12 protein-coding genes are annotated in these 11,723 nt (G+C 55.1%); 10 read left to right on the top strand and 2 right to left on the bottom strand.

The genetic code is table 11. The features are described from left to right. The first annotated feature begins 69 nt into the window (after positions 1 to 69). Complete coding sequence (locus BUB27_RS03785) at positions 70 to 1,209, top strand: metal-dependent hydrolase (RefSeq protein WP_143158209.1); 1,140 nt, start codon at positions 70 to 72, stop codon at positions 1,207 to 1,209. A 35-nt stretch (positions 1,210 to 1,244) separates the two neighbouring features. Here the strand turns inward: BUB27_RS03785 and BUB27_RS03780 are convergent, their stop codons facing one another. Next, positions 1,245 to 1,523, bottom strand: coding sequence for a hypothetical protein (locus BUB27_RS03780; protein ID WP_143158208.1), 279 nt, complete (start codon positions 1,521 to 1,523; stop codon positions 1,245 to 1,247). A gap of 143 nt (positions 1,524 to 1,666) precedes the next feature. On the opposite strand from BUB27_RS03780, the gene BUB27_RS03775 reads away from it, so the two are divergent. The 6 genes from BUB27_RS03775 to BUB27_RS03750 all read left to right on the top strand — a co-directional run bounded on the left by BUB27_RS03775 (position 1,667) and on the right by BUB27_RS03750 (position 7,338). Beyond that, the gene (locus BUB27_RS03775; RefSeq protein WP_159434786.1) at positions 1,667 to 2,638 is read left to right on the top strand and encodes a CPBP family intramembrane glutamic endopeptidase; all 972 of its coding nucleotides are present in this window, start codon (positions 1,667 to 1,669) and stop codon (positions 2,636 to 2,638) included. Beyond that, a complete protein-coding gene (locus tag BUB27_RS03770; protein WP_143158206.1) occupies positions 2,635 to 3,354 on the top strand; it encodes a ComF family protein in 720 nt (239 codons plus the stop codon). Before BUB27_RS03775 ends, BUB27_RS03770 begins: the two co-directional genes overlap by 4 nt. Before the next feature lie 63 nt (positions 3,355 to 3,417). After that, entirely contained in the window at positions 3,418 to 4,851 is a 1,434-nt protein-coding gene (locus tag BUB27_RS03765) for a hypothetical protein (protein WP_143158205.1), read from the top strand. Between the two features lie 131 nt (positions 4,852 to 4,982). Then, entirely contained in the window at positions 4,983 to 5,810 is an 828-nt protein-coding gene (gene accD, locus BUB27_RS03760) for an acetyl-CoA carboxylase, carboxyltransferase subunit beta (RefSeq protein ID WP_143158204.1), read from the top strand. 8 nt (positions 5,811 to 5,818) lie between these two features. Beyond that, the gene (locus BUB27_RS03755; protein WP_143158203.1) at positions 5,819 to 6,055 is read left to right on the top strand and encodes a hypothetical protein; all 237 of its coding nucleotides are present in this window, start codon (positions 5,819 to 5,821) and stop codon (positions 6,053 to 6,055) included. A gap of 53 nt (positions 6,056 to 6,108) precedes the next feature. After that, the gene (locus BUB27_RS03750) at positions 6,109 to 7,338 is read left to right on the top strand and encodes a bifunctional folylpolyglutamate synthase/dihydrofolate synthase (RefSeq protein ID WP_143158202.1); all 1,230 of its coding nucleotides are present in this window, start codon (positions 6,109 to 6,111) and stop codon (positions 7,336 to 7,338) included. Between the two features lie 10 nt (positions 7,339 to 7,348). Here BUB27_RS03750 and BUB27_RS03745 read toward each other — a convergent pair whose 3' ends face one another. After that, positions 7,349 to 8,248, bottom strand: a complete 900-nt coding sequence (locus BUB27_RS03745) for a hypothetical protein (RefSeq protein WP_143158201.1) — start codon at positions 8,246 to 8,248, stop codon at positions 7,349 to 7,351. A gap of 183 nt (positions 8,249 to 8,431) precedes the next feature. Between BUB27_RS03745 and BUB27_RS03740 the strand changes: the two genes are divergently transcribed. Genes BUB27_RS03740 through BUB27_RS03730 form a run of 3 tightly spaced genes read left to right on the top strand, consistent with a single transcriptional unit; the run spans position 8,432 to position 11,706 of the window. Further along, complete coding sequence (locus BUB27_RS03740; RefSeq protein WP_143158200.1) at positions 8,432 to 9,064, top strand: TetR/AcrR family transcriptional regulator; 633 nt, start codon at positions 8,432 to 8,434, stop codon at positions 9,062 to 9,064. Then, complete coding sequence (locus BUB27_RS03735; RefSeq protein WP_143158199.1) at positions 9,061 to 10,485, top strand: efflux transporter outer membrane subunit; 1,425 nt, start codon at positions 9,061 to 9,063, stop codon at positions 10,483 to 10,485. Before BUB27_RS03740 ends, BUB27_RS03735 begins: the two co-directional genes overlap by 4 nt. A 30-nt stretch (positions 10,486 to 10,515) precedes the next feature. Further along, entirely contained in the window at positions 10,516 to 11,706 is a 1,191-nt protein-coding gene (locus BUB27_RS03730; RefSeq protein ID WP_143158198.1) for an efflux RND transporter periplasmic adaptor subunit, read from the top strand. The last annotated feature ends 17 nt before the right edge of the window (positions 11,707 to 11,723 follow it).

The following is an 11,723-nucleotide window of genomic DNA, read 5'->3' as shown; positions in this document are numbered from 1 at the left end:
AAAAGTCCACTTGCGATACTCAGCAAGTAATCCACCTTACGTGGCAACTGAGAAAATCAATACTCGCACGTGGACTCTATCACACAAGCTACTCTGGGCGCCCTTTGCGGCGAACTCGTTCTCCGCAAGCAGCTCGGCTGGAAAGGCGCGGCTTGGGGACTTTTCTTCGGCACTCTTCCTGATCTGGATATTCTCGCCGCCCCGTTTCTAGATGGTCTGGAGTGGCTACGTTTTCACCGTGGAATCTCCCATGGTTTGTTAGCGGTCTTTCTGGGGCCATTGCTCTTAGCCTGGCCATTCACCAAAATCCACAAGCAAGTTTCCTACAGGCGCGCCTATCTTTTCCTCTGGCTCACTTGGCTCACGCACGTCCTGATAGATTGCTTCAACAGCTACGGCACCCAGCTCTTCGCCCCTTTCTCGGATCGCCCGATCGCGTTTAACAACATTGCCATCATCGACCTCTTCTTCACCTTGCCCACGCTCTTCGGTCTGATCATCTGCCTTTTCAGGAAGAAGGATAGCAGGGGGCGCACCATCCTTGTGACCCTGATTACAGCCTGGATCTGCACCTACACCGCCTGTAGCTTTGCCATCCAGCAGAAGGCACGCCAGCACTTCAGCCAAGTCCTCGAGGCCAACGACCTAGCGCCAGACGACTTCACCGTCTCGCCCACGCTCACCAATATCTTCCTCTGGCGCATGCTCGCCCGCACGGATGACAGCTACTACGTCTGTTACTGGTCCATCTTCGACCCCAAGGACGCAGTTCCCCGCATCGACCACATCCAGCGAGCACCTGAAACCGTGAGTGAATTCCGCGGATCCCAGGCATTTGAGACAATCGACTGGTTTTCCAGCGGATACTGGAAGGCCTACTTTTATCCCGACAAGCCGAATTCAGTCTACCTGGCAGACATGCGCTTCACGGAAATGCATGCCCAGATAGGCTCCAAAGCCGTCAAGGTCCCACCCTTCATGTGGAAACTCACCAAAGACGGAGCAGACGTGAAGATCCAGCGTTCATCTGGCCGATCAGCGACAGGCAAAGAGGGTGAATCCATGCCTCAAAAAATCTCCCGTTTCCTGGACCCTCTCATTACCCGAATCAAGGGAGACACGACAGCCTGGGAAAAGGATGCCCGCTGGCCCTGGGATACTGCGGAACTGGAAAGTACATACTTCCCTGCCGATAGCACACAACCATGACTGGCCAACCAGCCGGTTAGCTGTGCCCATCAGGCTTATTCCTCATAATCTTCAGGCTCGCGCCCCAAACGCTTGTCGATCTGCTCGATCAATTTCCAGGAACAACGGCGGCGCTGGTACTTACGGAACAGGACGTTTCTGAGCATCACCCAGACATCTTCATCCACTTCTTCCATTTTTTCCAGTTCCGTCTTCTCGCGGCGACTCCCCTTCATTCCGGTGAAGAACACCCATTCTTTGGCATGATGGACCGCACGGTACAAACGTGTACCTTCATCCGTCTCCACCTTCCATTCGTGTTTCTGTCGCTGCATGCCGTGAGTGTGAGAGTAAGCTGGTAAAAAATCAAAGCCATTTCCGCGACAAGATTCATCCCGCCCACTCAGTTAATCCTCGCATGCACCCCGGAGCTCGACTACTCTGCCTGCACAGACGCAACTGCCTAACACAGCTCACCGTGAAACGCCTTCTCAGCCACGAACTCACCAAACTGATCCTTTTTGTCGTACTCAGCTTCACCGCGGCAGCCATCATCGCTCCCCACCTCTACACTGCTGGTAAAGACCTCGCAGCTGCCCATGCTCCCCTCCCGAAAGACCCTCCCTTTTCCGCCTCCCCAACCGTCTGGTTGGCCGAAAAATGTGACTCGGCCGAATTCTCTCGCTACTTCAACCGAGCACTTATGGCCTCAGCCTTGCTGCTCCTCTATCCTTTGATCCGCTCTCTGCGCAGCAGTGGCACCACAGAAGTAAAGCCACCTCTGAAGAACAGGATCAATCCACGGGCCCAAGGCTGGAAAGATATCGCCGTGGGCCTCTGCCTCTCCATGGGCTTTCTGATCCTTCTCGGCTTCATCCTGCAGAACCTCGGCTGGGTCACTCCGGAAGAAAAATGGAATCTGGGGAAAGCCATCCGCAAAGCCATTGCCCCGGCGATCATCGTATCCATCCTGGAAGAGTGGCTCTTCCGCGGCGTGATCTTTGATATCCTGATGCGGAAACTCAGCACAGCAAAGACTATCATCTCCCTCTCTCTGATTTTCGCCGCCCTGCACTTCCTCAAACCACCTGAAGGTGTAGATGTCGTGGATCCGCGAAATGCTCTGGCCGGTTTTGAAATGCTCGGCCTGATCGGTCACAAATTCCTCAACCCCGCCAGCTTCTTTGGAGTCTTTCTGACTTTGTTCACCGTAGGACTAATCCTGGCCTACACACGCCACAAGACGGGCTACCTATGGCTCTCCATTGGCCTGCACGCAGGTTGGATCTTCTCCCTGAAGACATTCAACAAACTCACTGACCCCACTGGAGAAGCTCCGGAGATCCTCTTCAATGAAAATATCACCGACGGCCTCCTGCCGCTTGCCACACTGGTTCTAACTGGTAGCGCGGTTTACCTCTATCTCAGACAAAAGAAACCCATGCTGTGAAACGGCTAGGCTCCAGACTGCTAGATATCATCTACCCTCCCAGCTGCCACTTTTGCGAGGAGCCTCTGGAGCTAGGCAGATACCTCTGCACAGCATGCAGGCAAGACCTCAAGGAAATCACCGCCCCATTCTGCAGCATCTGCTCGGAAGCCTTTGAGGGAGCCATCGACGCGGAGTTCTCCTGCCCGAATTGCCACGACCTTCACTTCCAATTCGACTTTGCACGTTCCGCCCTGGCTCGCACCACGAGCTCCCACCAGCTGGTGATCGACTTCAAATACAACAAGCAGAGACACTTGGCCCCCATACTGGCCAGCTATTGCGCACGGGTCATTCTCCAGACCCCGGAGATAAGCTCACTCACCTCTCCAGTCATTCTCCCAGTCCCCCTGCACTGGACCAAACGTATCCGCCGCGGCTTCAACCAGTCGGAAGAAATCGCCATTCACCTCTCCAAGGAAACAGGAATCCCCTGCTCCAGAGCGCTCAGGAGAAAGCACCACACACGCACCCAGACCAGACTTACCCGAAGCCAGCGCATGGCAAATCTCAAGAACGCCTTCGCCGGCGGCCGCCTGCCCACCAAGTTCCAGACCGCCATCCTGCTGGATGACGTCTTCACTACAGGATCCACCGCCAACGCCTGCGCTCAAATCCTGAGGAAGAATTCACCCCACCTCAAAAAGATCATTGTGGTCACGGCACTACGGGGATAGAAGCTTTTGCCCTCTTTCGCATATAAGCTATTCTATCACCACTCCAGAGCCTTCATTGCGATCATGACATCCAGACTCCTACTCCTAGCTTCCTGCCTGCTCCCATTCTCCACGCTCCACGCGCTTGAGATCACTCAATCAGGCACCGGCAAAACTCTCGAAGTCACTCCAGTCTCCTTCAGAGGCAAAAACATCACTTTCAAACAAGGCGGCAAAACCTTCTCCCTGCCGGCCTCCTCCCTGACTCCTGAGAGCAGACAGAAAATCGCCAGCTGGTTCATCTATGAGCGCGAACGCAACGCGGAGAAATACAGCGCCATCCAGCAAGCCATCGGGCACGAGCTGTTCAACTCCCGCAGCAGCCTTTGGAACGAAAAGGCCGAGACTGTCGCCAAACGCTTGAACTGGCGTCCAGAGTCATACACAGGCGTCCTCAGCTTCCGCTCCTACCCGTCTCCAAAATACGGATTCCTGAACGCGCACCCCTATTGCTGCACTCTCTACGCCGACGAAAACAACAAAGTCAGCCACCTCTCCCTCGTCTTTGCGAACAAAGGAGATTACGGCAGCACCGTTGGATTCGGCCAAGATCACTTCCAGCCTCAGGGCGACCTACCATCCCCATCAAACCTGAACGAAGCCATTGCCAGGGATGCCAAAAGCATCAGCACCCAGCTCACAGCCATCCTCGGGGAGCCGACCGAACAACGTTACGGAGAAAAAGAAGACAGGAGAAATGCCCTCCGATGGGATTTCCTAGACCACGCCTTCATTCTTTCCGAACGCTCCCATGAATACACCCACCTCCTGATCGTCCCCTCAGACATAGCCGACAACGAGGGCAAACAGGACTTCATCAAGGATCAGGACCTGCGCGAAATGCTCAGTAAGAATATCGCCAGAAAAGAGAATGGCGACACCTATCTGGATAACATCCCCATGGTGAATCAGGGCCCCAAAGGCTACTGCACCCCGGCTACTTTCGAGCGTGCCATGCGCTACATGCAAGTGCCAGCAGACATGTACCTGCTCGCCACCATCGCCACCGCGCAAGGCGGTGGAACCAACCCCGCCCGCCTGGCAGATGAAGCCAAACGCATCATCCGCTCCAAGGCCCGCCGCATCAAAGACCTCGATCTCAGATCTGAGCTCGATATGAAACTCGTCCAGAAGTACATCGACAAAGGCGTCCCCATCCTCTGGAACATGCGCTCCCTCAGCAAATACAACGAGATTGCCAACTCACGCACCAAGGAGCGCGAGTCAGTCAAAGACTTCGACGTCTGGGCAACCGCCATTCAGGAAGAGGCCGAAAAAGCCCTCCCCTTGCTGAGAGACAACAGCAACCACCACACTTGCATGATCATTGGCTATAACGCCAAAACGAATGAAATCGCCGTCAGTGACTCCTGGGGCCCCCGCTTCGCCCTGCGCTGGATTCACTTGGATATTGCCACCGCCGTCTCCGGAGGAGGAGGCTTCGTGATCGACCTGTAATTGTAACGCTTTGCTAAAAACAATGGTTGTCGTTAGCGCTTAAGACAGCTAGGCTCCCTCCATGGACGCATTTCGGGAAACGCTCCCAAATGCATGAACCACTGACTATCAGACATTCACTATCTAGTCCCATGGGTATTTTCGAAAGACCAAGACTCCGCAACAACAAGCGCAAGGACATGCCAAATGACCTTTGGACCAAATGTCCCGAGTGCGGAAACATGATCCACACCCTCGATCTCAAGCAGAACGATCAAGTCTGCACCCACTGCGAGCACCACTTCCTGCTCGGCTCCCGTGAGCGCATCGCCATGATCGCAGATGCCAACAGCTTCGAGGAAACAAATGCCGGTCTTTTCTCTAAGAACCCACTTGGCTTCGATAAGTACGAATCCAAGATCGAAATGCTGCGCGCCAAGACAGAGCTCAACGATGCTGTGGTTACTGGCCGCATCACAGTCGAAGGCTCCCCTGCCATGATCGCTGTGATGGACTTCAAATTCTTCGCTGGTTCCATGGGCTCCGTCGTCGGTGAGAAAATTACCCGCGCCGTCGAGACAGCCATCGCTGAAAAGCGCGGTATGATCATCGTCTCCGCCTCCTCCGGTGCACGCATGCAGGAAGGCATGCTCTCCCTCATGCAAATGGCCAAGACCTGTGGCGCACTGGCTAAACTTTCTGATGCAGGACTTCCCTACATCTCTCTTCTCACCCACCCGACTACTGGTGGTGTGACAGCCTCATTCGCCACAGTGGGCGATATCAACCTGGCTGAACCAAAGTGCATGATCGGTTTCGCCGGCCCTCGCGTGGTCAAGGAAACCACTCACCAAGACCTGCCTCCTGGTTTCCAGACTGCTGAATTCATGCTCGAGCACGGCCTGGTGGACTCCATCGTCAAGCGCAAGGACCTTCGCAAGAAGATCGCCCAACTCCTGCGCTACATGCTGCCAGCTTAGCCGAAGGAATGATCACCGCTTGCATCTGGATACTTCACATCCTTTTCCTTTATGCCTTCATCAGCTGCTTCGCTGAGCAGGCAAAAGGCACAGCTATCCTATGCTTGATCATTGCCGTCGCTGCCTATGTGGGCCGCCCGTTTATTCTACCATACATAGGCATCGCCTACATTCACTACGTCATCATTGCAGTTCTCACTGTCTACATGCTGAAGAAGAGCGGCTCACTTTTTGACACGTGGTGATCTGAAAGAATAGCGACTCTGGTATAACTTAACAACGTACACACGTTCTCCGCATGACCTATCAGGAAGCTCTCGACTGGCTCTACTCCACTCAGACCTTTGGCATCAAGCTTGGCCTCGATGGTCCACGCAAGCTGCTGCGCCAGTTTCTAGCCTTCCCCAAGTCAGGAGTCAAAGTCATCCATGTGGCTGGCACCAATGGTAAAGGCTCTACCTGCGCCTTCATTGACTCGCTTTGCCGTAGTTCTGCCCACCGTACTGGTCTTTTCACTTCTCCCCATCTCGTCGACTATCGTGAGCGCATCCGCGTGAACGGTGAAATGATTCCTGAGGAAACCGTTGCGGAATACCTCACAGAACTCCGCGAACTCGTCGCCGAGTGGGAACACCATCCCACCTTTTTCGAGCTGACCCTCGCCGTCGCCATGCGTCACTTCCGAGAGACTGAGTGCGAAGTCATTGTCCTGGAAACAGGCATGGGTGGAAGACTGGATGCGACTACCGCCGTACCCGCAGACGTCGCCGTCATCACCCCGATCGCCCTCGACCACTCCCAGTGGCTGGGCGACACCTTAGAGAAGGTCGCCTTTGAAAAAGCAGGCATCATTCTGGAGGACAAACCCACCATCTCCGCCAAGCAAGAGCGAGAGGCCGCCATCGTCATCGCCGAGCAGGCTAATGAAATGCGTTCCCCGCTCACCGTGATCGAAGCGCCACTCACCGGCTACAGCCTCTCACTGGCCGGACCACATCAGGCTTACAATGCCCATCTCGCGCTGGAAGCTGCCAACGCCATAGGCATTCCACTCAACTTCGACAGCGTCCAGTACGCAATGTCCCATACGAACTGGCCGGGCAGATTCGAGACCGTCTCAGACTCCCCCACCATCATCATCGATGGTGCGCACAACCCGCATGCTGCAGCAGCACTCCTCCAGACCTGGGAACATCAATTCGGCAGCAAGAAGCCTATCATGCTTTTTGGCGCCGTGGAATCCAAGGACGTCTCCGGCGCTCTCAAACTCCTCTGCCAGCTCCCGAGCGAACTACACCTGGTCAAAATCAACACGGCCAGAGGCCTCCCCACAGAAACATTGCTAGAAGCTCTGCCTGAAGACTGCCCGCCACACACAGAGCACGATTCCCTTCAGTCAGCTCTTGATGTTGTCATCCCGGCGGCTGTAGAATCCGGCACACCCATCCTCATCTCGGGTTCACTCTTCCTGATCGGCGAGGCCAAATCCATCCTGCAAGGTGGGTCTTTCCAAGCCTCCACTCAGTAGGCGGTCCACGCTAGGATTCAGGCACTACCACCTTGGCCGTCTCTTCGATAGACACTTTACCCTGCCCCTTCACCCTGAGGTTCTTGTTAGGCGAGCCGGACAGCACGACAGTCCCTGAGAGCTTGGACTCCAGATCTACATAATACTTCAAGGAGCGCTTGATCGTCCCCTTCATTTCCATGCTCATCGTAAAATTTTCCCCATCAGGCTGACCATCAACTTTGTAGTGGACGGAAAACACGGCGCATTCCTGCCCCTGGAATTCCTCCACCCCCATGAACATCAATTTTACAAAGCCACTCTTCGCGTCCTGCAGTTTAACCTTCTTCACATCCACTTCCCACTCATCCCCCAGCCTCCTCGGGTCCGCTCCATAGATTTTGAGATCTTCACCGATGGACTCGCCCATTTTCCCAAGCATACCACTGATTTCATCAGTCAGCTTGCTCTCATCCTCTAGCTTGGCAACCCATGCACCATCCACTCTTTCGTAAAGAACGGGAACATTCAGCAGAGGCGATGGATCAGCTTCTTTCCCGGGGACCATTTTCCCACCAAAACCTACCGACTGCCTCTTTTTATCCACCAAGATGGTGTCCCGGAATTTGTCCGGGCCCAGACACTGGCGCCATTCCCGTTTGGAAGTCGCTATCTCCATCTCCCCTGAGTTCGAGATGCCCTGAGAGATAAACTCCATCTGCACATCATACATGTGCTGCTTCTTGATCATATCCACCGAGTTCCCCACTAGGTGCTCCATTCCCTCTTTGGCTAGCACATACTCTTTGGATGCCGCTTCGATAGCCTCTGCACTGTCCTTACCGCCCGCCGGAGTCACACTTTCAATAACCTTCCGTTCGCAGGAAACAAGCAGGCTAAGCAGGGCTGCTGGCAGAATAATACGCTTCATGAAAATATTGTAATATTTCACTGCCCGCTCTAGCTCAAGGCAAATTCTCTGCTCCCTTGCTAATACTCCTACAAAAAACCTGAGATTTTTCCCGCCAAACGCATTTCGACCCCGACCATTTAGCCCCCGCCAATGGCGGAAATATCACTTGCGGGAGCAAAAAAGTGAATTACGGTTCAAAAAATGAATCGCGATTCAGAAATTTCTCTAGAGGCCACTGACCGCCGCTCCCGCAAGCGAGAGGAAAAGCGTCAGACAATCATAGCTGCAGCCGAGCGGATATTCCACGAGAAAGATCTCTCCCACATCTCGATGGAAGAGATTGCCCGAGAAGCCGATGTGGCCGCAGGCACGCTTTACAACTACTTCCCGGGCAAGGAAGCCCTCTTCCTTGAAGTTTTCGTGAACAAGCTCACCCCTCTGTTTGACGAAGCACTAGCCGAGTGGGAATCAGACGCCCCCTTCAAGGAAAAGCTGCGCCTGGTAGTGAACCTGCACATGAGTTTCATCCACTCACACAAAGGCTTCTACGAGTTCCTCATGACCCTGGGTCAGCCCGACTTTACCGCCCCGGGTCCCTTCACCGGCCTCGTAGAACTCTGCGAGGGCTACCTGACTCGTCAGACCAGAGCCTTCGAACGAGCGCAAAAAAGCGGAGAAATATCGAATACTCTCTCTCCTAAATTCCTCGCACGTGCGCTCCGCAGCCTCTGCTGGGGTATGGCCACGGAGGCCGTGAACCGCCGCAAGACCCAAGACCTCGACTCGGAGGTCGAACCCATTCTCGAACTTTTTTGGAAAGGCATCACCCAATGAAATACGCATCACTCACCCTAGCTTCCTCTCTCGTCCTCAGCAGCTGCGTCCTTGGACCTGACTACAAGACCCCTGAGACAGCTGACCTACCGGCTAAGTTTGACAAGATCCCGAGCGGCTGGAAAGCCGCCTCCCCAGCTGACCACCTGGACAGAGGAGATTGGTGGAAGCGCCTAGGTGACTCCAAGCTAAACCGCTACATGAGCCAGGTAGAGAGTGCCAACCCGAATGCCCAGGCCGCACTCGCCCGCCTGAGACAGTCCCGCGCCGTAACTGCAGCCTCTCGGGTAGCCCTCCAACCCGCTCTCAATCTTAATGGTCGTGCAGGTTCCACGCGCAGTTCTGAAAACACCTTCCGCTCCCCTCAAGCGATCAATCAGCAAGGCCTCACCAATGATTCCTTCAGACTTCCATTCGACCTGACCTGGGAGATCGATCTCTGGGGACGTGTTCGCAGAGAGCAAGAAGCGGTCCTCGCCAGTGAACAAAGCGTGATCGCCTCCTATAAAGGAGTCATCCTCAGTCTCCAGGCCGACTTAGCCCAGTCCTGGTTCTCTCTACGCGCCACCGACAGTGAGATCGAAGTACTTAACGAGACACTTAAACTGCGCAAGAACGCCCGAGATCTACTCGCCAACCGAGTCAAGGAAGGCGCCGGAAGCGACCTGGATCTCGCACGCAGTGAGGCAGAACTCGCCTCCACCGAGGCGGACATCGCCAGCCTTCGCCGCCGCCGTGCTGAACTCGTCAGCGGTATCGCTCTCATTTTAGGCAAACCTGCCCAAGGCTTCCAGATTGCCCACTACCCGCTGGACTCTGAGCCACCGCGCGTACCTATCAATCTTCCTTCCGAAGTGCTGGAGCGCCGTCCGGATATCTCCCAGGCCGAACGTAATCTCGCAGCAGCATCGGCTCGCATCGGTTCCACCCAAGCCGCTCTCTTCCCGAAGATCGGCATCGATGCCTCACTGGGGCTCGCCAGCCGCAGGGCCGCTGATCTTCTGGAAACCTCTAGCAAGACCTGGTCCTACGGGCTGGATGCCTCCGTTCCCATCCTTCGCCGCACCATCCTCAAGGCCGACGTCAAACAGGCAGAAGAGAAGTACAACGAACTGCTCGAAGAATACCGCCAGACCGTCCTCACGGCCCTGCGTGAAGTCGACGTTTCCCTGAACTCTATCAAGTGGCTAGGCAGACAGCAGAGCGCTGTAGACCGCCAGGCAGCAGCCTCCAAGAAAGCAGCCGACCTCTCGAACACCAGATTCCTCGAAGGTCTCACCTCCCTCCTTGAGGTGATTGATGCCGAACGTACCCGGCTCCAGGCCTCACGTGCCCAGATTCAAGTGCGCAACGAACGCTACACCGCCACCATCCAGCTGATGAAAGCTCTTGGCGGCAGCTACCACAGCCCAAGCAAATAATTCTACCCCGTTCCTAACTAACAGAACATCATGTTTACCAAGTCCATCTCCACACTCGCCTTGGCATCGGCCATTGTGCTGACCTCATGCTCGGACAAAGAGAAAGATCCAGCTGCCGAGGCTATGACCAATGCCCCACGGAAGGTAGAAACCACCACGGTCTCGCGCACAGACATGCGCAGCATCCTTTCTCTCGTAGGCTCGATTGAAGCCAACGAGATCGCTGACATCCGAGCTGAAATCTCCGGCAATCTTGAAAGCATCAACTTCAAGGAGGGCGATCAGGTGAAAGCCGGCCAAGTACTCGCCAAGGTCGATGACCGAGAGATCGTCGCCCAGCTTGAGGAGACAGAAGCCCAGCTCAAACTCGCCAAGCAGACCAGAGACCGTTACCAGCGACTCATCGCCACCAAGTCCATCCCCCAAGCGGATTTGGATGAGGCCGAGTCCCAACTCTCTACCCTGCAAGCCACCGCGCAGCGCCTCCGTGTCCGCCTCTCTAAAACATCCATCAAAGCCCCTTTTGATGGAACAGTAGGCGCGCGTAATGTATCCCCAGGTGATTACATAGACCCGTCAAAATCCATCACCACAGTGGTGGACACTTCAAAGCTTAAGATCAGCTTCCAGGTGCCGGAGAGATACTACGGCCAGCTGAGAGTAGGTGGTGACATCGATATCCGCACCTCCACCACCAACGGTTCCAAAACCAAAGGTTCCGTCTACTTCATTTCCTCCGTCGTCGAACGCGCCACTCGCTCAGCTCAAGTCAAAGCCTGGATCGAGAACCCGCCAAAGACTCTCTACCCGGGCATGTTCACCAATGTGGACCTCATCCTCGAAGTGCGTGAGAAAACACTCACCGTACCTGAGCAGGCTCTACTTGCCTCCGCTCGCGGCGACTCCGTCATCGTTCTCGGTCCGAGCGAAGGTGGTTCCAATCCTATCTCTATCGTACCCGTAAAGACAGGTCTCAGGGAAATCGGCACAGTCGAGATCGAGCCAGTCAAACCTGGTTCCATCAAGGAGGGCACCGAAATCGTCGCTGCGGGCGTAGGTGGCCTTCCTTTATTCCCTGGCATGCGGGTCATCCCCGTACCGATGCGCCCCGACCCGATCCGCACTGGCTCTACTCTACAAACGGGCTCCTATGATGAAATTCTCACCCCCGACAAGAAGGGCAAGAAAGCTGAACAGGCCCAACCTGAGTCCAAACAATAAGACACCGCGACCGAACA

This window comes from Rubritalea squalenifaciens DSM 18772, from assembly GCF_900141815.1.
Taxonomy (GTDB): domain Bacteria; phylum Verrucomicrobiota; class Verrucomicrobiia; order Verrucomicrobiales; family Akkermansiaceae; genus Rubritalea; species Rubritalea squalenifaciens.
This window is presented reverse-complemented; position numbering and strand designations above follow the sequence as displayed.

Bases quoted from the DNA above. Each gene is read 5' to 3' on its own strand.
- BUB27_RS03780 (WP_143158208.1), bottom strand. From the start codon at position 1,523: ATGCAGCGACAGAAACACGAATGGAAGGTGGAGACGGATGAAGGTACA.
- BUB27_RS03765 (WP_143158205.1), top strand. From the start codon at position 3,418: ATGACATCCAGACTCCTACTCCTAGCTTCCTGCCTGCTCCCATTCTCC.
- accD (WP_143158204.1), top strand. From the start codon at position 4,983: ATGGGTATTTTCGAAAGACCAAGACTCCGCAACAACAAGCGCAAGGAC.
- BUB27_RS03755 (WP_143158203.1), top strand. From the start codon at position 5,819: ATGATCACCGCTTGCATCTGGATACTTCACATCCTTTTCCTTTATGCC.
- BUB27_RS03750 (WP_143158202.1), top strand. From the start codon at position 6,109: ATGACCTATCAGGAAGCTCTCGACTGGCTCTACTCCACTCAGACCTTT.
- BUB27_RS03745 (WP_143158201.1), bottom strand. From the start codon at position 8,248: ATGAAGCGTATTATTCTGCCAGCAGCCCTGCTTAGCCTGCTTGTTTCC.
- BUB27_RS03740 (WP_143158200.1), top strand. From the start codon at position 8,432: ATGAATCGCGATTCAGAAATTTCTCTAGAGGCCACTGACCGCCGCTCC.
- BUB27_RS03735 (WP_143158199.1), top strand. From the start codon at position 9,061: ATGAAATACGCATCACTCACCCTAGCTTCCTCTCTCGTCCTCAGCAGC.
- BUB27_RS03730 (WP_143158198.1), top strand. From the start codon at position 10,516: ATGTTTACCAAGTCCATCTCCACACTCGCCTTGGCATCGGCCATTGTG.